This window comes from Acinetobacter sp. YH12046, from assembly GCF_013419905.1.
Taxonomy (GTDB): Bacteria; Pseudomonadota; Gammaproteobacteria; order Pseudomonadales; family Moraxellaceae; genus Acinetobacter.
Genome location: NZ_VOZF01000005.1, coordinates 84880 through 108333, shown reverse-complemented (window position 1 = coordinate 108333; position 23454 = coordinate 84880). Strand labels below are relative to the sequence as shown.

The 23454-nt window shown below is 42.1% G+C and carries 23 protein-coding genes; 12 read left to right on the top strand and 11 right to left on the bottom strand.

Annotated elements, in window-relative coordinates; translation table 11 throughout:
• Nucleotides 1-18: 18 nt before the first annotated feature.
• Nucleotides 19-492, bottom strand: a complete 474-nt coding sequence (locus FTU03_RS05560; RefSeq protein ID WP_034703664.1) for an Lrp/AsnC family transcriptional regulator — start codon at nucleotides 490-492, stop codon at nucleotides 19-21.
• 139 nt (nucleotides 493-631) lie between these two features.
• On the opposite strand from FTU03_RS05560, the gene FTU03_RS05555 reads away from it, so the two are divergent.
• From FTU03_RS05555 to FTU03_RS05510, 10 genes are all read left to right on the top strand, one after another.
• On the top strand, nucleotides 632-2347 hold the full coding sequence (locus FTU03_RS05555) for an alpha-keto acid decarboxylase family protein (protein WP_179992250.1): 1716 nt from the start codon (nucleotides 632-634) through the stop codon (nucleotides 2345-2347).
• A 43-nt stretch (nucleotides 2348-2390) separates the two neighbouring features.
• Nucleotides 2391-3773, top strand: coding sequence for an amino acid permease (locus FTU03_RS05550; protein ID WP_159123120.1), 1383 nt, complete (start codon nucleotides 2391-2393; stop codon nucleotides 3771-3773).
• 194 nt (nucleotides 3774-3967) lie between these two features.
• Nucleotides 3968-4996 (top strand): substrate-binding domain-containing protein, encoded by a 1029-nt coding sequence (locus FTU03_RS05545; RefSeq protein ID WP_179992251.1) that lies wholly within the window; start codon nucleotides 3968-3970, stop codon nucleotides 4994-4996.
• A gap of 105 nt (nucleotides 4997-5101) precedes the next feature.
• Entirely contained in the window at nucleotides 5102-6481 is a 1380-nt protein-coding gene (gene pstC, locus FTU03_RS05540) for a phosphate ABC transporter permease subunit PstC (protein WP_179992252.1), read from the top strand.
• Entirely contained in the window at nucleotides 6481-7872 is a 1392-nt protein-coding gene (pstA, locus tag FTU03_RS05535) for a phosphate ABC transporter permease PstA (protein WP_179992253.1), read from the top strand. Before pstC ends, pstA begins: the two co-directional genes overlap by 1 nt.
• A 13-nt stretch (nucleotides 7873-7885) precedes the next feature.
• Nucleotides 7886-8803: a phosphate ABC transporter ATP-binding protein PstB gene (gene pstB / locus FTU03_RS05530; protein WP_218946477.1), complete on the top strand. Its 918-nt coding sequence runs from the start codon at nucleotides 7886-7888 to the stop codon at nucleotides 8801-8803.
• 205 nt (nucleotides 8804-9008) lie between these two features.
• On the top strand, nucleotides 9009-9251 hold the full coding sequence (locus tag FTU03_RS05525; RefSeq protein WP_179992254.1) for a hypothetical protein: 243 nt from the start codon (nucleotides 9009-9011) through the stop codon (nucleotides 9249-9251).
• 138 nt (nucleotides 9252-9389) lie between these two features.
• Entirely contained in the window at nucleotides 9390-10352 is a 963-nt protein-coding gene (gene sohB / locus FTU03_RS05520) for a protease SohB (RefSeq protein ID WP_159123126.1), read from the top strand.
• Between the two features lie 108 nt (nucleotides 10353-10460).
• Complete coding sequence (locus FTU03_RS05515; protein ID WP_125278403.1) at nucleotides 10461-10883, top strand: hypothetical protein; 423 nt, start codon at nucleotides 10461-10463, stop codon at nucleotides 10881-10883.
• A 62-nt stretch (nucleotides 10884-10945) separates the two neighbouring features.
• Nucleotides 10946-11185 carry a hypothetical protein gene (locus FTU03_RS05510; RefSeq protein ID WP_159123128.1) on the top strand — a complete coding sequence of 80 codons (240 nt, stop codon included), beginning with the start codon at nucleotides 10946-10948 and terminating at the stop codon, nucleotides 11183-11185.
• A gap of 59 nt (nucleotides 11186-11244) precedes the next feature.
• Here the strand turns inward: FTU03_RS05510 and FTU03_RS05505 are convergent, their stop codons facing one another.
• The 5 genes from FTU03_RS05505 to FTU03_RS05485 all read right to left on the bottom strand — a co-directional run bounded on the left by FTU03_RS05505 (nucleotide 11245) and on the right by FTU03_RS05485 (nucleotide 15786).
• Nucleotides 11245-11880 (bottom strand): DUF2238 domain-containing protein, encoded by a 636-nt coding sequence (locus FTU03_RS05505; RefSeq protein ID WP_125278405.1) that lies wholly within the window; start codon nucleotides 11878-11880, stop codon nucleotides 11245-11247.
• Between the two features lie 91 nt (nucleotides 11881-11971).
• Complete coding sequence (purB, locus tag FTU03_RS05500; protein WP_034703634.1) at nucleotides 11972-13360, bottom strand: adenylosuccinate lyase; 1389 nt, start codon at nucleotides 13358-13360, stop codon at nucleotides 11972-11974.
• Between the two features lie 57 nt (nucleotides 13361-13417).
• The gene (hflD, locus tag FTU03_RS05495) at nucleotides 13418-14149 is read right to left on the bottom strand and encodes a high frequency lysogenization protein HflD (RefSeq protein WP_004782648.1); all 732 of its coding nucleotides are present in this window, start codon (nucleotides 14147-14149) and stop codon (nucleotides 13418-13420) included.
• Between the two features lie 7 nt (nucleotides 14150-14156).
• Nucleotides 14157-15296 carry a tRNA 2-thiouridine(34) synthase MnmA gene (mnmA, locus tag FTU03_RS05490; RefSeq protein ID WP_034703632.1) on the bottom strand — a complete coding sequence of 380 codons (1140 nt, stop codon included), beginning with the start codon at nucleotides 15294-15296 and terminating at the stop codon, nucleotides 14157-14159.
• 4 nt (nucleotides 15297-15300) lie between these two features.
• Nucleotides 15301-15786: an NUDIX hydrolase gene (locus FTU03_RS05485; protein ID WP_179992255.1), complete on the bottom strand. Its 486-nt coding sequence runs from the start codon at nucleotides 15784-15786 to the stop codon at nucleotides 15301-15303.
• A gap of 271 nt (nucleotides 15787-16057) precedes the next feature.
• On the opposite strand from FTU03_RS05485, the gene FTU03_RS05480 reads away from it, so the two are divergent.
• Nucleotides 16058-17992, top strand: coding sequence for an acyltransferase family protein (locus FTU03_RS05480; protein ID WP_179992256.1), 1935 nt, complete (start codon nucleotides 16058-16060; stop codon nucleotides 17990-17992).
• Between the two features lie 56 nt (nucleotides 17993-18048).
• Here the strand turns inward: FTU03_RS05480 and FTU03_RS05475 are convergent, their stop codons facing one another.
• Nucleotides 18049-19638, bottom strand: coding sequence for an ATP-binding cassette domain-containing protein (locus FTU03_RS05475; RefSeq protein WP_179992257.1), 1590 nt, complete (start codon nucleotides 19636-19638; stop codon nucleotides 18049-18051).
• 357 nt (nucleotides 19639-19995) lie between these two features.
• On the opposite strand from FTU03_RS05475, the gene FTU03_RS05470 reads away from it, so the two are divergent.
• Complete coding sequence (locus FTU03_RS05470; RefSeq protein WP_179992258.1) at nucleotides 19996-20511, top strand: DUF1543 domain-containing protein; 516 nt, start codon at nucleotides 19996-19998, stop codon at nucleotides 20509-20511.
• 39 nt (nucleotides 20512-20550) lie between these two features.
• Here the strand turns inward: FTU03_RS05470 and FTU03_RS05465 are convergent, their stop codons facing one another.
• From FTU03_RS05465 to FTU03_RS05450, 4 genes are all read right to left on the bottom strand, one after another.
• On the bottom strand, nucleotides 20551-21081 hold the full coding sequence (locus FTU03_RS05465) for a gamma carbonic anhydrase family protein (RefSeq protein WP_179992259.1): 531 nt from the start codon (nucleotides 21079-21081) through the stop codon (nucleotides 20551-20553).
• 103 nt (nucleotides 21082-21184) lie between these two features.
• Nucleotides 21185-22333 (bottom strand): D-alanyl-D-alanine carboxypeptidase PBP5/6, encoded by a 1149-nt coding sequence (dacC, locus tag FTU03_RS05460; protein WP_004782636.1) that lies wholly within the window; start codon nucleotides 22331-22333, stop codon nucleotides 21185-21187.
• Between the two features lie 128 nt (nucleotides 22334-22461).
• Nucleotides 22462-22842 (bottom strand): MCR_0457 family protein, encoded by a 381-nt coding sequence (locus FTU03_RS05455; RefSeq protein WP_004782633.1) that lies wholly within the window; start codon nucleotides 22840-22842, stop codon nucleotides 22462-22464.
• Nucleotides 22843-23001: 159 nt separating this feature from the next.
• On the bottom strand, nucleotides 23002-23373 hold the full coding sequence (locus FTU03_RS05450) for an MCR_0457 family protein (protein WP_004782632.1): 372 nt from the start codon (nucleotides 23371-23373) through the stop codon (nucleotides 23002-23004).
• Between the last annotated feature and the right edge of the window lie 81 nt (nucleotides 23374-23454).

The following is a 23454-nucleotide window of genomic DNA, read 5'->3' as shown; positions in this document are numbered from 1 at the left end:
TCTTTTACTTAAAATATATCAACGTAATAAAGGGCGGGCAGCCTGAAAATCAAAATGTAATTGCTTGAATTTATTTAAGACAATATAAGATTTGATATGGCCGATAAAATTACAGCTTAGTAATTTTTCAGTCACAAAATTTGCCAGCATTTCCAGATTTTTAGCGCCTACTTTTAACATGAAATCTGCATCACCACTTAAAGAAAAAGCTTCCTGAATAGCTTCTTCTTCTTCAATCAATTGTTGAAAAGCGATCTTCGCTGCTGCGTCATGTGTTTTGAGATTGACCTGAACCATAGCCAAAACTGCAATTCCCAAAGCTTCAGGATGAATGCAGGCGCTATAACCCAAAATAATTCCTTTTTGCTCTAGCAGCTGACGCCGTCTAGAACATTGAGAGGCTGACAAACCGATTAAATCTCCGATTTCCTGATTCGTCAGGCGCCCATTTTTTTGCAAAGCCTGGATGATTTTCCAGTCAAATTTATCCATTGCATCCATTGCATTGAATCCTTATCCGATACACGTTTTATGTGTTTTTGAATCATTGTGACTTGCATTATGCACGAAATCAGAAAATGAAATGCAATATTCTGTAATTGAAGCATAATAAGTGATAGGGAAAATAATAATGTTTATGGAAATTGGTCAGTACCTTAATCAGCGCCTGCAAGAGCTAGGAATTCAGCATATTTTTGGTGTGCCAGGCGACTTTAATCTCTCCTATTTAGAACAGATCGAAATTGATCCAAAACTGGAATTTATTGGTAACTGTAATGAGCTAAATGCAGCTTATGCAGCAGATGGTTATGCACGTCTGCATGGTGTCGGCGCTTTACTCACCACTTATGGTGTTGGTGACTTAAGCGCGATTAACGGCATTGCAGGTGCATATGCCGAGCAGGTTGCCATGGTGCATATTTCCGGTATTCCGCCTTTGCATGCCGTAGAGCAGGGCGCTTTGTTACACCATACCCTGATTGATGGCGATTATGACAATATCATGAATTGTATGCGCGAATTTACTGTGGCACAAACGCGTTTGACTCCAGCCAATGCAGTGAGTGAAATTGACCGGGTATTAAAGCAATGTATATTGATGCGTCGACCGGTTCATATTCAGCTTCCATCGGATATTACCCATCTTCAGATTAAAGCACCTAAGCAGCCTCTGGATCTGAGCCGTCCACAGAGTGATCCAAAACTTCTGCAAGAAACTGCGGCACGGATAGCCAAACGCATCAAACAGGCACGTCAGCCAGTCCTGCTCATTGACAATGAAGCAGAAATTTTCCAGCTTACCGATATGCTGCAAAATTGGGCTGAGCGCATGCAGATTCCCTATACCTGTCTGTCTACTGCCAAAAATATCATGAATGAAAGTCACCCCTTATATGCGGGCGTTTATGCAGGTGCAGCAAGCGCAGCATCGACTTGTCAGCTGGTGGAACAGTCGGATTGCCTGATCGCTATTGGGCCACGTTTTACCGATGTTGCCACCGCATTTTTCTCACATCGTGTATCCGTACAAAATATGTTGTATCTGGCGGATTCCTGTCTTTGTCTGGATGGGCAGATGATCAGTGGACTGGATTTAGCTCAGTTGATCCAAGCTATCTCAAAACAGACTTTAGATGATCAACCACGTACTTTTAATCCTGCACCGAAACCATCGTTACAAACTCAACAGATCGAAGAAAATACTGCGCTGAGCCAAACTGCACTCTGGCAGCAGATTTCTGAATTCTTACAGGAAGATGATGTGATTGTGGCAGAAGTGGGCACCGCCAATGCGGGGTTGTCTGGACTAACCTTGCCAGTGACCGCCAAGTATCTGGTACAACCGATCTGGGGTTCAATCGGCTATACCTTGCCTGCCTTGCTTGGCAGTATGCTTGCTGCACCACAGCGCCGTCATCTGCTGTTTATTGGTGATGGTTCGATTCAGCTGACCATTCAGGAGCTTTCTACCTTATTAAGAGAAGGCTTAAAACCCGTAATTTTTATTTTAAATAATGGCGGCTATACCATTGAACGTTTGATCATGGGTGAAAATGCCAAGTACAACGATATTCAGAACTGGCAATACAGCCAGTTTGCTCAAGTCTTTTCTGCTGATACTCCGCATCAGGCTCATATAGTGAAAACCCCGGCAGAATTAAAGCGTACACTCGCACAAGTTCATCAGGCTGAGGAATTATGTCTGATTGAACTGCAACTCCCACGTATGGATGCACCACAACGTTTAAAACAGTTTGCTGAAGTCGTGGCACGCTATGACTATGGTGAATATGGTTATAAGCAGCTGGTTGAGCAGAATACACCTCCCTACAAAAAGGCAATCTAGCAAAATGTAGAAATTAAAAAAATTGTTCACAAGGAGTGACAATATGGATGTTGAAGATCATCAATTAAAAAAACAGCTTTCCAACCGGCATATTCAGCTAATCGCCTTAGGCGGAGCGATCGGTACAGGATTATTTTTAGGTTTATCACATACGATTCAGCTGGCAGGTCCATCAGTACTTTTAGGCTATGCCATTGCTGGCATCATTGCATTTCTGATCATGCGCCAATTGGGTGAGATGGTGGTGCATGAACCGGTTAGTGGTTCATTCAGTTATTTTGCCAATAAATACTGGGGCAAAAAAGCAGGCTTTATTTCAGGCTGGAACTATTGGGTGCTCTATGTCTTAGTCAGTATGGCTGAGTTGAGTGCAATTGGTACTTTTATTCAGTTCTGGTGGCCGGAGATTCCGACCTGGCTCACGGCACTGGCATTCTTCCTGCTTATGAATGGGATCAATCTGGTCAATGTCAAATTCTTCGGTGAGAGCGAATTTATATTTTCCATGGTCAAGATCATTGCCATTTTAAGCATGATCGGATTCGGGATCTATCTGCTTTTTAGCGGTTCTGCAGGAAGTCAGGCCAGTGTGACCAACTTGTGGCAGCATGGCGGATTTTTCCCTGAGGGCTGGTCGGGCTTTATGATGGCACTCGCTGTGATCATGTTCGCATTTGGTGGGCTGGAGCTGATTGGTATTGCCGCCAGTGAAACCAAAAATCCAGAAAAGACCATTCCAAAAGCAGTCAATCAAATTGTCTACCGTGTACTCATTTTTTATATTGGCGCCATAGGTGTGTTGCTATGTCTCTATCCATGGAATCTGGTGGCGCAAGGCGGTAGTCCGTTCGTAATGATTTTCCAGTCATTGAATAGTCACGGCGTGGCCAATGTTCTTAATTTTGTAGTCTTGGTCGCTGCACTTTCAGTCTATAACAGTTGTATTTACTGTAATACCCGCATGTTGTTGGGTCTGGCTCAGCAGGGTAATGCACCGGCATTCTTAAAGAAAATTAACCGCCGTGGTATCCCGGTAAATGCTGTTCTATTCTCGGCAGCAGTCTCCGGTATCTGTGTATTAATGAATTACCTCATGCCGGGTGAAGCTTTTGGTATTCTGATGCTACTGGTGGTTTCAGCTCTGGTGATTAACTGGCTGATGATTTCACTGACCCATCTGAAATTCAGAAAAGCCATGCAGGAACAGCAGCAGACGACCGCATTCCCAAGTCTGTTTGGCCGCTGGAGTAATTACCTGACGATTTCATTTATCATCATGATTTTAATGATCATGAGCTTTACCAAAGAAATGCAGATTGCTGTTGCATTGGTGCCGGTCTGGTTGCTGTTTTTGACGGTGATGTATGTGATGAAATATCGCAGGAAACCGGTACTCTTGCCTGAATCTACTGAACCCACCACTTAAATAAAAAGGCCCTGAACAGGGTCTTTTTTCTATTATATTGTCTTGATCAGGTGACGGATTAATTATCATAAAACCGTCATAAAGCTGTAACCCGGCTGTCATATTCCAAAATCAAAATGTGAATATCGAAAACAGGTACTCAACTGAATCAAAAGTGGTGTACTCGAAATTTTAATAAATGAGAGAGATCCAGAATGCGCTTAACAAATATAGCAATCTTAATTGCAGCGGGGGTAGCGGCATCCACGACAGCGAATGCAGCACGTGACACTATTCAAATCGCAGGTTCTTCTACTGTTTTACCTTATGCCAGTATTGTCGCTGAAGAATTTGGCAATACTTTCCCTCAGTTTAAAACACCAGTCGTTGGTTCAGGTGGTTCATCTGGCGGCCTAAAACAGTTCTGTAATGGTGTAGGGGACAATACCATTGATATTGCCAATGCCTCGCGTCAAATCAAAAGTGCCGAACTGGCAGAATGTAAAAAGAATGGTGTCAACAAGGTACTAGAAATCAAGATCGGGTATGACGGGATTGTCTTTGCATCTAATTCGAATAAAGCCGCTTATAAATTACGACCTCAGCATGTTTATGCTGCTTTAGCTGCGCAGTTACCTTCTAAAGGGAAAATGGTGGCTAATCCATATACCCGCTGGAACCAGATTGATCCAGCTTTGCCGAATGAACCCATCACTTTAGTGATTCCGGCTTCAAATCATGGCACACGTGAAGTCTTCCAGGAGAAGATGGTGGATGCAGGCTGTGAAACGTATGCTGCAATTAAGTCTCTAGATAAAGATGCCAAGAAAAAAGCATGTACCAGCTTCCGTAAAGATGGCCGTGTTGTTGAAATTTCAGGTGACTATACTGAAACTTTGGCACGCTTAAAAACCTCACCGAGCGCTGTTGGCGTATTCGGCCTGGGCTTCTATGACCAGAACCGTGATCGTCTGCGTGTAGCTACAGTCAATAACGTGGCACCTTCTGAAAAGACCATTTTAAATGGTGCTTATCCGGTATCTCGTCCATTGTTCTTCTATGTCAAAGGCGAACACCTGAAATCAATCAAAGGTTTGCAACAGTTCACAGAGTATTTCCTGAATAAAAAGGTATCGGGTAAGGGTTCCAAGCTGGAAAAAGCCGGCTTGATTTCAATGTCAGACAAAGAACGTGCAGCAGTGCTGGCAAATTTTAAGGCTGCAAAAGCCGTAGTAGTGAAATAAAACAGGATTTAGGGAAATGCTGGTGACAGTCGACCTGTCATCGGCTTTTCATGGCAAGCAAGTTTTTTCACAGACTAAAATCCTGAAAAGAACCATGGAGAATACATGAATCTGCTACTTATAGGTGTGTTACTGGCTTTAATTGCCATCGCCTATCAAATCGGATTAAGTAAAAGCCGGAAACTAGCAGGTCAGGGCAATAATTCTGAGATGCTACATTCACGTCCTGGATATTATGGCGCGCTCGTAGCTTTGTGGTGTGGACTTCCTGCATTTTTGATTCTGATGGCATGGAACATTGTTGAACCTAGCCTGCTGGAACAGGTCGTAATTAAACACCTGCCTCATGATGTTTTGACTCATCTGGATCAAGCCAGTCTGAGTGTGGTCATAGATCGTGTACAGGCATTGGCTTCCGGTTTCGGTGTCAGTGATCAGCCGGCTGCTTATGAACTTGCAGCAGCAGAACAATTAGCTAAATTTTCTACCATCGGTACTTTTGCCAAACTGGCAGTTGTCATTTCTGTGGCTTTGGCCGGTCTGGTCTGGGCAAAAAAACGGATCAGCCAGAATTTTCGTGCACGGAATCAGGTCGAAAAGATCATGAATATCGGGCTGGCCTTGTGTTCTGGAGTAGCCATCCTGACCACACTCGGCATTGTGATGTCGATGTTTGGCGAAGCCATGCGATTCTTCAGCTTTGTCAGTCCACTGGATTTCTTCTTTGGCACCGAATGGGATCCGGGTTTTAGCACCACGGGTCATGCCGAAGGCAGTTATGGATTATTGCCATTGCTGTGGGGAACATTGATGGTCAGCGGGATTGCATTACTTGTTGCAGTCCCCTTAGGACTGATGATTGCGATTTATCTGGCCGAGTACGCATCACCACGCTTCCGAGCTTGGGCAAAGCCGACCATTGAGGTTTTGGCTGGAATTCCAACGATTGTCTACGGTGTTTTCGCCTTAATGATTCTGGGGCCATTTCTTAAAAGTCTAGGTGCTTTGGTCGGTATTGATATTAATGCCACCAGTGCGCTTACTGCTGGCTTCGTCATGGGCATCATGATTATTCCATTCGTGTCATCTTTATCAGACGACATTATTACCCAGGTACCACGTGCCTTGAGGGATGGTTCTTTAGGTCTGGGCGCGACCAAATCTGAAACGATTCGTCAGGTCGTATTACCAGCCGCTTTACCCGGCATTATTGGCGCTTTTTTGCTGGCGGCATCGCGGGCCATTGGTGAGACCATGATTGTGGTACTCGCAGCAGGAAACAGTCCGCAACTGCATGCCAATCCACTGGAAGCAGTTTCAACAGTGACCATTACCATCGTCAATCAGTTGACGGGTGATACTGACTTTGCCAGTCCGCAGGCGCTGGTGGCTTTCGCCTTAGGTCTTACTTTGTTTGTCATTACTTTGGGGCTGAACATTGTTGCACTGTACATCGTGCGTAAATATCGAGAGCAATACGACTAATGAGTACTTCAAATACAACGCCTGTAGATCAGCCTATTGATCCATCTGTGGCTGCTGAGCAACGTGAAAAGCGCAGGAAGACCATTCAAAGCTCTCTGGCACGACGTCATCGCAAAGAAAAAACCTTTCGTGTCATGGGGCTTTCTGCCGTATTGGCTGGTTTGTTCTTTGTGGTAGTTCTTTTCGGCAGTATTTTGGGCAAAGGTTTGCCGGCATTCTGGCAAAGCAGTATGAGCTTGCCGATTTATTTTGATCCAGCCATTGTCAATATTAATCCTAAACCTAAACAGGCTGCGGGAGAATCCCAGGCACAATTTGAACAGCGTATGGTGGATTGGCAAATGCAGGTCGGTCTGGTTGACTGGGATGCCTTGATTGTAAATGGCATGATTGCCAAAGACAGTAAGCTGGAAAGCCAGCGTGATGAACTGGGCTATTTATATACCAGTTCAGAAGCGTATCGTCTGCGGGATATGGTACTGAATAATCCGGCTCTGGTCGGTCAAACCAAAGACGTAAAAATTCTCGCAGATGCCAATGTTGATGTCTGGCTGGCTGGCAATATTGACCGCGATCTGCCCGATGAACAGCAACAGCTCAGTCCTGAAGTCCGTCAGCTTGCGGATGATATGAAAGCTGCCGGAATCATAGAAAGTAGCTTTAATACCAATATCTTTACCAGTCCGGACTCGCGCAGTTCACCTGCTACCTCAGGTCTCGCAGGCGCATTTATGGGCTCATTGTTCATGATGCTGATCGTGATCTTTATCTCGATTCCGATCGGGGTAGCATCGGCCATCTATCTTGAAGAATTTGCACCAAAGAACTGGATTACCGATGTCGTAGAAGTGAATATTAATAACCTTGCAGCAGTTCCTTCCATTGTCTTTGGTTTACTCGGTGCAGCGATTTTTATTGGCTGGATGCATTTACCACTGTCAGCACCGTTGGTGGGTGGTCTGGTATTAAGTTTGATGACACTACCGACTGTGATTATTACTACGCGTGCATCACTTAAAGCCGTACCGCCATCCATTCGTCAGGCAGCATTAGGCTTAGGTGCATCACGCTTGCAAACCGTATTTCACCATGTTTTACCGCTTGCACTACCAGGTATTTTGACGGGGGCGATTATTGGTGTGGCACAAGCACTGGGTGAAACGGCCCCGCTATTATTGATCGGGATGAGTGCTTTTGTCGCAAGTGTACCGGCTTCACCATTTGATCAATCCACAGCATTGCCGGTGCAAATTTTCCTGTGGCAAGGCAATGAGCTACGTAACTTCTTCGAAGGACGTACTGCAGCAGCCATTATTGTACTTCTGGCCATGATGATCAGCCTGAACAGCTTAGCCATCTGGTTACGTAAGAAATTTGAAGTCCGTTGGTAAGGAAGAGCAGAATATGAATACAGCAAATCCAACTATAAATGCCTTAGAAAAGGATCCGTCTGTGAATCCACAACATACACAATTTACCCAAGATTCTGTGACCCAAAAGCCGGCGACTGCTTTTGTTTCCCAGTTTGATACTCAGGCTGAAAACAAAGCACCGAAAAAGTCAGATCAGGTCAAAATCAGTACCTCAGATGTACATGTTTACTATGGTGAAACAGAAGCAATTAAAGGGATTGATCTGAACATCTATGAAAATGAAGTGATTGCTTTTATCGGTCCTTCAGGTTGTGGTAAGTCAACATTCCTGCGTACCTTAAACCGGATGAATGACACGATTGATCGCTGTCGTGTAACCGGTAAGGTGTTGCTGGATCATCAGGATATTTATGACACGAATCTGGATGTGGTATTGCTGCGTGCGCAGGTGGGGATGGTGTTCCAGAAGCCAAACCCTTTTCCAAAGTCGATTTTTGACAATGTCGCTTATGGGCCAAAATTACATGGTTTGGCACGGGACAAATATGATCTGGAAGAAATTGTAGAAAACAGCTTGCGTAAAGCGGGATTATGGGATGAAGTCAAAGACCGTTTAAATCAGCCGGGTACGGGGCTGTCGGGTGGTCAGCAGCAGCGTTTATGTATTGCACGGACGATTGCCGTTTCTCCTGAAGTGATTCTAATGGATGAACCTTGTTCAGCACTCGATCCGATTGCAACAGCCAAAGTTGAAGAACTGATCTCCGAGCTTTCAACCCAATACACCATTGCTATTGTGACTCACTCCATGCAGCAGGCAGCGCGAGTCTCTGATCGGACTGCTTATTTCCATTTAGGTGATCTGATCGAAGTCAACTCGACCGAGAAAGTCTTTACCCAGCCAGATCATCAGCTCACTGAGGCCTATATTACAGGGCGTTTTGGTTAAGAAGTTTTATCTCAAGAAAGAAGGGCTAAAAAGCTCTTTTTTTTATATCCAAAAGTAACCAAAGAATAGAAGATATATCAATTGAATCAGTGAAATGTGGAAAAATAAACCGAATCCTATTGTGCCCGAAATTCTTATAGAATATGCCGTCTTTGACATGGCAGAGCTGTCAAAAGATAGATGTTAAGAAAAGGTTGCATCCGCTATGAAAACACTCAAAAAGATGTCAGTTTTTCTGATGCTGCTGATTGCATTAAGTTTAAGCATGGGTGGTCTGTGGCATCAATTACAAGGCGGCAGCATGTTTTATACACTGATTGGATTGCTGTATGGACTCAGTTTGAATTTCTATTTTAAAAAGCAGGAAAAAGCCTTATATGCGAATTCTGCTGTATTGCTGGGTGTTATTCTCTGGGCAGGTTATCAGCATGGCATCAATCTTTTATAGTACAAATTATTTTTGCTCTACTAGAGCCCCATGGATACTGCTCTGTTTCAGCAATTAAACAACAATATTCTATTGAAAAAAAATCATTTGACCTTATCTTAAATTGAAACCTATATAAATAATTGAGACCCGATTTTTATGTTATTTCATACCCCCAAATTACCCGCTGAAATCCGTATTAGTCATTTGAATGCGCGCATTAATGAGCAACGAAAAAAAATAGCGCAAACAACTTCATCTAAACTGGAACTTTTGCAATTGAGCCAGCAATTGTCAAAAGAAGCGCGTGCGCGTAAGAAAACTAACCAGAAAATCTATGTGCTCGATTTTAAAGGTGATATGGCTGCGTCTGCAGTAGAAAGCCTGCGTGAAGAAATTACCCTGATTCTATCTACAGCAAAAGCTGGTCGTGACCGTATCATTGTACGTTTAGAAAGTCCGGGTGGTATGGTACATGGTTATGGTCTTGCAGCTGCGCAACTGGTGCGCTTACGTGAAGCGGGTTTCCATGTGACCATCTGTGTCGATAAAGTGGCAGCCAGTGGCGGTTATATGATGGCGTGTATTGCAAATGAAGTGATTTCTGCGCCGTTTGCGATTGTGGGTTCAATTGGGGTAGTGGCACAGGTGCCGAACTTTAACCGTCTGCTGAAAGAAAACAAGATCGATTTTGAACTTTATACTGCGGGTCAATACAAACGTACGGTGACCATGTTTGGTGAAAATACCGAAGAAGGCAAAGCCAAGTTTGAAGAAGAATTGCAACAGACACATGCCTTGTTTAAACACTTCGTGGAAAAATATCGTCCACAGTTAAATGTTGAAAAAGTGGCAACGGGTGAACACTGGTATGGTCAGGATGCCCTAGACCTGAATCTGGTAGATAAATTGCAAACTTCCGATGAATATCTGCTAGGCCTATTACCACAACATGATGTGTATTTAATCCAGACCCGTAAAAAACCAACGCTGGGCGAAAAACTAGGTTTGCAAGCAGCACAAATTGCAGATTCTTTTATCCCTGCGGTGATGAATAAAGTAGTAGATACATTAACCAAAGCCAATTCAAATCTGGTACAGATGCGTGATCCTAAACTTTAATTCATTATTCAGTTATGAATCTAAGAGCTCACTTCGGTGGGCTTTTTTATGATCTAAAATCAAACAATTGTGCTATAAATAACTGACTTATAGAAGTTTCTCATTTATATGCTCACGTTTCTTTTACTATTCGGCTTATTCAGTATCATTTTTATTCCGATGCTATTTATGCTCTATTCTGAAGCGAAATTAACCACTGACGAATCGAAGAAGATTTTATTTTGGCTCAGCTTTCTTCCGGGCACTTCAATCTTTTTACTTTACGCATTTTTAAAGCCAGATGCTCCACCAGTTAGTCCTTCGAAGGACTGTGGCGTGATTCAATTTTACCAATTCAATGCTCGTCGGAGTGGTTACTTTGAGCGTGTCAGCATCCGCTTTGATGGTGCTCAATATAATCGCCATCTATTTTTTGATAAGCATCTAAAGAAAATTCCTCAAGGTCAAAAAGCCTGCTTTGAATATTTAGATAAGTTCAAATATCCGCATTTGGCAGAATCTAAGCTGGTTAAATGGATTGAACCTTCATAAATATCAGCCATGGTTACTGCTCATCAGCTAAAATGAAGCATATTTCCATTAAGAGCAGAAAGATGACCGTGGCTGAAGCATTTTTAGCAATCCAAAATTGTTATTTTAACTATGAATTTGAGGAACTGAATTTAGCGGATGACTTCCCAGAAGAGTTGCCTGTTTCTCTACGTGGAATTATGTACAGACATGAGATTCAATATCCCGATGCCACCTATTATATTTATTACAGCGAGATATTGACGGGTAATGAATTGCAAAAAATGAAAGATGATTGGCAGCGATATTGCCCACTTCCATAATTTAAAATAAGAAAATATAAAATCTAAGTCTTTAATTCCAGCAAATAAAAAAGCTCACTTTAGTGGGCTTTTTTATTTGCTGGAATTAACATCAATCCACCAGTAAACATCGCCCCAACTGTCGCTAATAATATATCTTTATGGGCATCCCACATATCACCTTGCTGGCCGTTATAACTTTCCGCCTGTTCAGGTGATAAGCCAATGGCGATCAGCCATTCAATCCATTCATAAATCAGACTGGTTGCCATCACAAATTGAATGACTAAAAGAAAAATGGTGAATGGTTTTTGCTGGGGTAACCAGACCTGAAACAGTCGATAAAAAACAGGATAGAGCAACAGGCCAAAAACCAGATGCACAAAACGGTCAAACATGTTGCGAGACCAGCCTATGAGAGCATTTAGGTCAAAGCCAAACAGTGTCTGAATCCAGTCATTATAAGGCACATAAGAATATAGATAATGTGCTGCAACGATATGGATGAATAAAAACAGAATATACAGATTAAAACTAAGAAAACTGAGTCCGATTTTATACAGGCAGAAAATCAGCATACCGATCATAAATAGGGTACCGGTCTGATGCAGTAAATAGGATTGCATTTCCAGAGGCTGAATGCTGGCAACAATGATCGCAGCCACCAAAACCCCCAGGCTGATCAAATGTTTGCCGCTCAATCGATGATCTATCATCTTGTTATCTGTCGTTTTGTTTTAAAGTTGAAAATAATTATAAATAAAAAAAGCGAAGCCGGAGCCTCGCTTTTGGTCTTAATTATCTAAATTAGATTTTAGAAATTAAGTCTTTAATTTGTTTTGCCTGGTCAGCAGCATTACCTGTATAAGTTGCAGGGGTCATTTCAGCCAGACGTGCACGGTCTGCAGCAGGAACAGCTTCAAGCTCATTACCATTCACGAAGCTCACCATCATGTCACGAGTCATCGCTTGACCACGAGTCAGTGCTTTCAGTTTTTCGTATGGTTTTTCAACGTTATAACGACGCATTACTGTTTGGATTGGTTCAGCCAGAACTTCTTGTGCGTGGTCAAGATCTTCAAGAATACGAGCAGCATTCAGTTCAAGTTTACCGATACCTTTTAAGCATGCCTCAAACGCGATCAAGCTTTGTGCAAAACCAACACCCATGTTACGAAGCACAGTAGAGTCAGTTAAGTCACGCTGCCAGCGAGATACAGGCAGTTTTTCGCCCAAGTGAGCCAATACAGCATTGGCAATACCCAGGTTACCTTCAGAGTTTTCGAAGTCGATTGGATTCACTTTATGCGGCATGGTTGAAGAACCCACTTCGCCTTCTTTCAGTTTTTGTTTGAAGAAGCCAAGAGAGATATAGCCCCAAACGTCACGGTTAAAGTCAATCAGAATCGTGTTGAAACGACGCAGTGCATCGAACAGTTCCGCCATGTAGTCGTGCGGTTCGATCTGAGTGGTGTACGGGTTGAAAGTTAGACCTAAAGATTCCACGAAAGCTTGTGAGTGAGCAGGCCAGTTGATTTCTGGGTAAGCAGAGTAGTGTGCATTGTAGTTACCTACAGCACCGTTGATTTTGCCCAGCAATTCAACATTTTTGAACTGTTTGATTTGACGAGCCAGACGGTAAGCCACGTTCGCCATTTCTTTACCCAAAGTGGTTGGGCTGGCAGTTTGACCGTGAGTACGAGACAGCATTGGCTGTTCAGCGTGAGTCTCAGCCAAAGCCACGATTGAATCGATAATTTGTTGCATAGACGCGATTAAAACATCACGGCCATTTTTCAGCATTAAAGCATGAGACAGGTTATTGATGTCTTCAGAGGTACATGCAAAGTGAATGAATTCACCTGCATTTTTCAGCTCTTCAATCCCTGCAATTTTTTCTTTCAGGAAATACTCAACCGCTTTCACGTCATGGTTTGTAGTACGTTCGATCTCTTTAATGCGGTTGGCATCTTCTTCAGAGAAGTTTGCAACAATCGCATCAAGTGCAGCATTGGTTTCAGATGAGAAAGCTGGCACTTCAGTGATTTCAGGACGGTTGGCAAGCGCTTGTAACCAACGCACTTCAACAGTCACACGAGCATGGATCAGACCAAACTCAGAAAGAAAAGGGCGCAGCGCATCACATTTGCTAGCGTAGCGTCCATCTAATGGAGAAAGTGCAGTTAAAGCGTTCATATCGATTCCCTAAATTTTGGAATTAAACGAAAAACGGTGCGCGTACAACAACATGGTTTAGATCACCTGAAACTGTAAGCGCGCGAGATTTTGGATATCCTGTAGCAGCTTGCGCTTGCCAAAAATCATGCCCCATGAACTGCCACCAAGCTGACGCCATAAGTGCGCCATCTGCAGTCCAGTAAATAGTGAAGCACGGATGCGGTTGGTATGACCGGAATCTTTAAAGGCTTCAGCATTGCCACGCACCATGATCCGCGGATTGATCTGTCCGGCGGTATCGACATAGGTTTGAGCGAGATTGGCAATGATGCTGGGGTGCATGTAATTGTTATCGAAGAAGGAGAGCTGTCTGAGGATTTTTTGCTGGGATTGTTCGATGATTTCAACAAACTTGGGATTACTATAGACCTTCTTTTCTAATTGAAGAAGTGCCATGGCATAGGACATTGGAAGCTTGGTCGATGAAAGTTTTGGAAGTCGGGATTTTGGGGACGTATTAAAAGGTTGGGTAATGCTGCTTTCCAGGGTTTTTAAACCGAGGGAAATATCGGCCAGCTGATTAAAGAAGTCTAAGGTCTGGGCATTTAACTTGCCGCTTGGACGGATATTTAAACTGGCTTTAATCAACTGCTCAAAATAGAAATTACCGCTTTCACCAATGCTTTGCTGTCCCGTCAATGCAGTCATATGCGTCAGCTGAGTGGCCTGAAAAACCCCTGCCAGCGCCAACGCACGATTTTGACGAACATTCAACGTTGTGGCTTGTTGAAACGGTAACTCCGTCATGCCGAAATCATCCTTTAATAAAATCAGGTTTAGGCGCATTGGTATGATGAATCACGCCACCACCTAAACAAACTTCACCTGAGTAGAATACAACGCTTTGACCCGGGGTCACAGCACGTTGCGACTCATCAAATTCAACACGAACACCATTTGGTGTTTCTGGATCCTTGAAAATAGTACACGCTTGGTCAGGCTGACGGTAGCGGGTTTTTGCCGTACAGCGGAAACCTGATTCAGGAATATCCTGTTCACCGGCTACCCAGTCAATCGCTTCAGACCACAATATGGTACTTTGCATCAGTGGATGTTCATGACCTTGACCCACCACCAGACGGTTACCTTCAATATCTTTATGCAGTACAAACCAGGCACCTTCTTCAGCACCTTTCATACCGCCAATACCGATCCCGCCACGTTGACCGAGCGTATAGTACATTAAGCCGTGATGATCACCAACCTCTTTGCCATCTTCCAGCACGATTTTTCCAGGTTGAGCCGGTAAATATTGCTTTAAGAAGTCATTGAAGCGACGTTCCCCAATAAAACAGATACCCGTAGAATCTTTTTTCTTGGCTGTTGCCAGACCTAATTCTTCTGCAATTTTACGGACTTGTGGTTTTTCAATTTCACCGACAGGGAACAGGGTCTTATTAATTTCACGACCATGAACCGCATGCAGGAAGTAAGTCTGGTCTTTATTATTGTCATAACCACGCAGTAATTGAGCATATTGCTCACCACGTGAATTGGTCATGGTCTCACCGCGACGACAGTAGTGACCGGTGGCAATAAAGTCAGCGCCCAGATTGATCGCATGATCCAGGAAGGCACGGAATTTAATTTCTTTATTACACAAAATATCCGGGTTTGGCGTACGGCCAGCAGCATATTCAGCCAGGAAATGCTCGAACACGCGATCCCAGTATTCCATCGCGAAGTTGGCAGTATGCAGTTTAATCCCGATCTTGTCGCAAACGGCTTGTGCATCGGCAAGATCTTCCATTGCCGTACAATATTCTGTGCCGTCATCTTCTTCCCAGTTTTTCATGAAAAGACCTTCAACCTGATAACCCTGTTGAAGGAGGAGAGCTGCAGACACAGATGAATCTACACCACCAGACATACCGACGATGACACGTTGTTGCATAGGATTAGGCATCCAAATTTGAAATTAAGGGAGAATTTTGGTGCTCGTAAATGAGCGATAAAGGATAGCGTTTGCCAGCTTGGGCATCCTGCACGGCTTTAATCACCAATGGGCTGCGAGCACGTGCGGTTTCAACCAGTTCATCCAGCGTCATCCAGACTGCACCGACAATACCGGTATCCAGTTCAGCATTTTCATCATGGCTGATGGCTTCTGCTCTCAAACAGAAACGGAAATAGGTACGATCCGGGAACATCGGTGGGGTATAGGTATAGATGCCGATCAGATCAGTGACATTAACCTGATAGCCGGTTTCTTCCATGGTTTCACGAATAGCTGCTTCGACAATGGTTTCACCTGCCTCCACATGGCCTGCTGGCTGATTGAATACGGTATGGGTGACACCTTCAGTATGTTCTTCAACGAACAGGAATTTTCCATTTTTTTCGACGACAGTTGCAACAGTGACGTGAGCAGTCCAAGCGGTCATAAAGGAGCACCATGGAATAAAAACTGTATTCTACAAAATTTAGGCGGCGGTGGCTATGTCGATACTCGGGATTTTAATTTAGATGATTAACAATAAAGGTATTTGGCGAAAAAGAAAGCGTAGAATATAATGAGTACATAAAATACTAAAACAGTAATATTTGCATTCTACGCTTTAATATAAGAATTTGATTTAAAATAAAATTTAATAAAAATTAGCAGTATTTCATAACAATTAAAATAAATAACAGGCTTTATAGGACAGGATTCCAATGAAATTCAGAACAGACATTAATGGCCTCAGAGCAATTGCCGTGATTGCAGTCATGCTATTTCATTTTAATGCGGCCTGGATGCCTGGCGGTTTTGTTGGAGTAGATGTCTTCTTTGTGATTTCAGGCTTTTTAATGACTGGAATCATATTTAAAGATTTAGAACATGAAAAATTTTCTATTCTGAAATTTTATGTGGCTCGTGCGAATCGGATTATTCCAGCTTTGGCCCTGCTATGTCTGGTATTAATGATTTTTGGCTGGTTTTATCTGACACCTTTTGATTACAAGTTATTGGGTAAGCATGCTGCGAGTAGCATGACTTTTTTATCCAATATCAGTTACTGGAAGGAATCCGGTTATTTTGAGGCAGGCACTCACGAAAAGTGGTTATTACATACCTGGTCACTTTCCGTCGAATGGCAATTCTATATGATTTATCCGCTCGTTCTCATTGCCATGCGCAAGTTCATGTCCATCCAGACCATGAAATTTATGCTGCTGGCAGGAACAATTTTAGGATTCATCCTATCAATAATCGCTACCTATAAATGGCCAAACCCGGCTTATTTCCTGTTACCTACCAGAGCCTGGGAAATGATGATCGGGGGAATTGCTTATCTTTACCCTTTGACCTTGCAGGAAAATAAGAAAAGGTTACTGGAAGGAACGGGATTGGCACTTATACTGGGGTCTTATTTCTTCATTTCAGCAGAAGATTTGTGGCCTGGCTATCTGGCAGTTTTTCCTGTTATCGGTACCTTCCTGATGATTCAGGCACATCAAAATGACAGCGTTATTACCAATAATATTGTATTTCAAAAATTAGGAGCCTGGTCTTATTCTATTTACCTCTGGCACTGGCCTTTGGTGGTGCTGATCTATATCTACTCATTGCCTGAGTATTATGTATATGCCGGAATAGTACTTTCTATAGTGTTAGGTTTTCTGAGCTATAAGTATATTGAGCAGATTAAATTACCTTCATACCATCAATGGAAAGATATTTATCGTATAAAACCACTTTATTTTTCTCTAGTGCTCATGAGCTTAGGAGTTACTTTAAATATATTTAATGGTTTTAATACAGATCTGCGCCAAGGTGCAGCCTCAGAACAGGCAAAATTCTTAGATTATTATAATGAAAAATTCAAAAATTTAAGGGATGCGTACTGGCTAAAATGTGATACTTACGTGAGCCTGACTGAGCATAATAGTTATGATCCTGATCCGGTCTGTATCACGAAACAAAAGGAAGGCGGGGTGTTCTTATGGGGAGATTCTCATGCTGAAGCACTTTCTTTAGGGCTGAGGACATTACTGAAATCCAATGATATCCCTTTTTATCAGAAAACCTCTTCCATTTGCAGGGCATCGCTGACCGAGATTAACTATCATAAAGGGGCTTATAAAGAAGCCTGTGACTATTCCAATAAATTGGCACTAAAGAGCATCGCAGAACTGAAGCCCAAAATTGTGGTTATCACCCAAGCCTTGAAGCACGACGAAACCAATTGGGAAAACATCGGGAAAAGTTTACTTCAGCTTGGCGTATCCAATATCGTCATTGTGGGGCCAATTTCGCAATGGAAACCTTCACTTCCTAAAGTGATGGTGAAACCGAAAAACTGGAATAGTACTGAAGATTTTATATTTGATGCCGGACTGGATTTAAGAGCAGTTCAGGTAGACGAGAAAATGAAAAAATTACAATATCCTCAGGGGATTACTTATATATCCCTCATTGATCATTTATGTAAAAAAGATGATGTTCAGCAGCAATACAAATGTCGGATTCGTGCAGCTCAAGGAGAAGACCTGCTTCAGGTGGATTATGGACACCTAAGTGAATCAGGCTCTCTATTTGTGGGGAATACCATACTGTCAAAATATTTATTAAATTTATATTCTCAGAGTGTGACTACAAATCAATAAGTTTATTTCCTGAGATTGATCAGCCACCTGTTGAGGTGGCTTTTACGTATATAAGTTTAATTAAAATCATTCATATTGAATACTTCAGTGATCCCGCAATCACGCACAAACTGTTCATCGTGTGAAACTAAAATCACAGCGCCTGTATAAGATCGAATTGCACTTGCCAACAAAGCTTTAGACTCAATATCCAGATGATTTTCTGGCTCATCCAATAATAAAAGTTCGGGTTGAGGAGAGACCTGGCTAAGACCTAATAACGCCACTTTCAGCTTTTCACCACCACTTAACTGAGACAAAGGATAAGTACCTTTATCACCACGAATTCTGAGTTGGCCCAACAGATTACGCCATTCCACTTCCGGAATATCAGGATTCATCTGCCTTAAATTTTCAATCGCACTTAGTGCCTCATTGAGAAAACTAAAATTTTGATCCAGATAAAAACAGTTTCGTGCCAGAAAGATTTGATCCAGAGGTTGCTGCTTTTGTTGGGCGACCAGTTTCAGCAAAGTGGATTTACCAATTCCGTTTCGGCCTGCAATATGGATCTTTTCAGCTGCACTTAAAGCAAGATTCACAGGCTGTGGAGTACCAAAAGGAAGCTTTAACTCTTTAACCCGCAGAATTTCACCAGACTGTGGTTTAAGGTCTGGAAATTGAAATAGCTGAGGTTTTATCTTTTCGAGTTGCTGCTTTTGAAATTTTAACTCAGATTGTTCATTGGAAATTTGCCGTTGGTGCTGTGCCTGAACTTTACCTATACTTTGACCAGCCTGTTCTTTTTTAAAGTCTAAAAGCACTTTGGCTTGGGAATTCGAATCACGTAATTTGTTTCCGGCACGTTCCCGCTTTTGTGCTTTCATTAAAACGTCATGCTGCTTGTGCTTCATCTGTTTAATATCACGCTGACTCTGCTGAATTGACTGTTCGAGTGAAGTGACATTTTTCTGATACTGTTCAAAAAACTCCGCATAGTTTCCTGTAGAGTGCTGTAATCCATGCTCATTTAAATAATAAATATGATCAACCTGATCTAGCAAAGTCCGGTCATGACTAATGATCAATGCACCAGCAGGATGTAACTTTAAATGCTCTATTAACCATGTTCGTGCTTCACGATCCAGATGGTTGCTCGGCTCATCCAGCAATAAATAATATTCAGGCTTTAAGAACAAGCTACATAAAGCAAGTTTGGTCTTTTGGCCCTCACTCAAATATTGTACGGGAAAGTCCAGATCGGTGGGTAATTGTGCTGAACTCAACAGTTGCTGCCATTGATGCGGCAAATGCCAACTATCCTCAAGTAGCTCATAATCCTCGAAACTGGCTGTACCATGTTCAACATTTTTAAAAGCACGATGTAACTGACTTACTTCGAGTGCTTCAGCAATTGTGGCTGCCTTTAACCGATGCAATTGTGGTAGATAGGCATGATGCATTTGCCAGGAAACTTGGCCTGAGCAATGTGGAGAAGAATGCTGAGCCTGATACAAAAGCTGCATGAGCAAAGACTTACCTTGTCCATTACGGCCAATTAAAGCGCTGACCTGAGCTTTAGGAAGGGTAAAATTTAAATTCTGAAATATGACTTTGGAAGGGAATTCTAAAGTCAGATTGGATATTACACATGCCTGTTGAGTCATAAATAACCTCATAAATACAGGATGCACAAAATAAACAAGAGATTTTTTCTAGAAAAGATCAAGCCAGACGATCTATTTTGCACATCAATCTAAAAATAATCGTTGATGAGAAAAATAGACTTACTTCATTGGCGTGACTCACTTATAAGAGAAGGGGAATTCGGACCTTATTTTAATACAAATAAGCTTGCTTAAAAATAGATCAAATTAGGATTGTTTATTCACTGTATTGAGGCTGATTTAAGTGAATTTCAGGATTTTAAGAATATGAGGTAATTTACTTGAAGTGGAACGAGTAAGTTTCATTTACACTATGCGGCTAAAGTCTTCCCTATTCTGCTTTTAAAGGATTTTTTTATGTCTGAACTTAAGCTCTACATTACTTTATTGGGCGGCAAGCATGAAAAAGCCAATGTAGAAGTACATGATGTAGTTCCGGTCATTAGTTCAGATATTAAGACGGCTTTTCCATATCTGAAGGAACAATGGTTTGGTTTGCAAAAAGGCCTGCATGTCGATGGTTGGATGACGATCAATGGTGTCAGCTATCAGGATCTGAATTATCAGGTTCAGGTGACAGACACACCTGTAAAACAGGATTTAAAATTATTCCTGATCAATCTGGGTGCTTATGTGCCAGATCAGTTTGGTGAAATCCATAAATATCTGGTAGTTGCTGCTAAAAATAAAACTGAAGCTAAAGCACAAGGTAAGCTGGCTATTGAAAAGACCTGGTTTAAACCTCATACCGATGCCGTGATTGATGTGGATGATTGTTTAGAACTGAACAGGATGGACCAGAAATTTGTGCATCTGGTAGAGGGAGACTTTGAAGCCAATAGTTTTAAGAATGATTATGTGGTTATTCCTTGATTTAAATAAGGCTACATAAAGTAGCCTTAGTTTGTCGATTTATTTGTAGTTACCTGAGACTTTTACATAGTTTTGTGCTGAATAAGGCAAGAAAGCTATTTCCTTTTCAGTCAGTGGACGCGCTTTTTTGACTGGACTGCCTACATACAAGTACCCACTTTCTAATACCTTATTCGGTGGTACCAGTGAACCTGCTCCAATCATCACATCATCTTCAATAATCACGTCATCTAGAATAATTGTACCGATACCCACTAAAACACGATTACCGATGATACAGCCATGTAATTTTACATGATGACCAATCGTCACATCTTCACCAATAATCAGTGGTGAACCTTCAGGTTTATCCGCCTTTTTATGACTCACATGCAACATGGAATGATCCTGTACATTCGAGTTCTTGCCAATACGAATATGATTCACATCACCACGAATTACGGCAAAAGGCCACACAGATACATTTTCGCCTAAAACGACATCACCTACGACCACCGCCATCGGATCGATATAACAGGAGTCAGCGACTTGCGGGCGAGTATCCAGATAAGGGCGAATGTTTTGGCTCATGTCAGTATCATCCTGAAAGTTTATAAGCATTATAAAATAAAAAAGCACACATTCGATGAATGTGTGCTTTGGCTTTAGTAAGATCTAATATTGATAATAAATATTAGAACAGGTTACTAAAGAATTGTTTGATATGATCCAGCATGCGGGCAAAGAAACCAGCTTCTTCAACTGCTTTCAGTGCAACAAGTGGTTTCTCAGCAATCACTTTGCCGTTTAAAGTCGCCACATATTTACCTACGACTTGACCTGGTTGTAAAGGCGCAGTCAGTTTAGGCTGAACGACCAATTGAGTCTTGATGGCATTGGCCTGACCTTTAGGCATAGTCACGTTAAAGTTTTCTGCAAGTCCGATCTGAACTTCATTTTCCTTACCAAACCAGACTTTAGACTTGGCTAGAACCTGTTTAGCGGGTTGAACATTTTTGGTTTCAAAGTTCGCATAACCCCAAGCCAGAAGTTCACGTGTTTGTGATGCACGTTCATTCATGGTTGGTGCACCAAAAATCACTGAAATCAGACGAGTCGGACCGCGTTTTGAAGAAGTCGTTAAGCAGTAACCGGCTTCATCAGTATGACCAGTTTTCAAACCATCTACACTTGGATCAGTATAGAGCAGGGCATTACGGTTGCCTTGCTTAATCCCGTTAAAAGTAAACTCTTTTTCAGAGTAGATTGGATAGTATTTTGAACTGTCTTTGATGATGTGCTGAGCCAAAGTTGCCATATCTTTCGCAGTCGAATAATGGCCTTCAGCTGGCATACCAGTCGAGTTGATGAAGCTGGTATTGGTCATGCCAATCCGTTTCGCTTCTTGGTTCATCATATGTGCAAAGGTACCCTCGTTCCCTGCAATATGTTCAGCCATCGCCTTAGATGCATCGTTACCAGACTGGATAATAATCCCGCGCAACATTTCTAGTGCAGTCGCCGTACCATTTAAAGGCACATACATACATGATTCTGCACTGCTACCACGGCACCATGCAGATTCATTCATGCGAACCTGTTCATCTTCAGTCAGCTCACCACTTAATAACTTCTGCTCGATGATGTAACTGGTCATCATCTTGGTCATTGAAGCAGGGGCTAATTTTTCATTTTCATTTTTTGATGCGAGAATTTGCCCTGTCTCGTAGTCCATTAGCACATAAGATTTATTATTCAATTCTGGTGGTGCAGATAAGACAGTTGCTGCAAAGCTAAAACTAGGAATTAATAATAATGCAGCAAGGGCAGTTTTTTGGGTCATTTCTAGTGGGTTCCAATATCTTGATGTAAGCACGAAGAGCCTAGCATTTTAGGACAAAGCTAGGCTGACTTCTATGGGAAACCCGGGGTTATTTCAAAAGTATTGTAAGCAATCACGCAAAAAGTGGATTATTTACTGTAGCTCACCAACTCATTGCAAATGGCCTGATTCTTTTTCTTGCCAGCCTTTTTGGCATCACTCTGTGCTTCGGCCAGAATGTTACGGAAATCTGACTGTTTTACCATCTGGTTCAGGCGCTCAACCGGATTTTTTTGGCCGGGCAAATATTCAGTCACCAGCTGGTTATACCCCTGATTGAATTTTGCTTTGTCTTTGACCATGCTTGGGCAAATTTCAGAAAGGACATAAATTGCAGCTAATTCTTGCTTGGTGATTTCCTGACTCGGGGTGACTTCAATATTTTCATTTGCTGCATAAACCGAGCTTCCCCAAAGTGTCATACCAGCAACAACAGATAAACTTAAACTTTTAATTAATGTATGTTTCATCAAAAAACTCAAAAATTACATGTAGAACAATAATTTGTTAGCTTAAAGATATTTTCAAAATTGAAAAGAGGGGAAATGTAGTGAAGCTGTAGAATTATGAAGAAATGTGTAAGAGAAAAAAGACGATGCTGGCATCGTCTCATTTCAGTGAGAAAGACCTTATTCCTGATAAGCTAAAACGTCTTCACACGCTGTTTTTTGTTCGTCTTTTGCAGTCTGTTTTGCACCTTGACGTGCTTCTTCAAGCACAGTCTTGTATTCACTGTCTGCCTGAAGTTTTTGATAGGTCATCGATTTGTCTGAGTATTCTTTTAGATAAGATTGAATCAGCTGCTGAATCGTTGTATCGAATTTTGCATTCTGACCAATAATGCCCGGGCATACTTCAATCATTACCTGTGCAGATGCGACATCTTCTTTCACGATCATGTCATTTTCTTCAGCTGTCAAATCATTGGCAATAACTGCAGGAGAAACAAAAGTTGCCAAACTTAAAGCCAAAGTACCCCAAAGAGAGAATTTTTTCATCATCTTAAGCCATATGTATTAATGGATATCGTGCTACAAATATATATAATTCCTGAACTAATACAATGAAATGTCCTAGCGAGT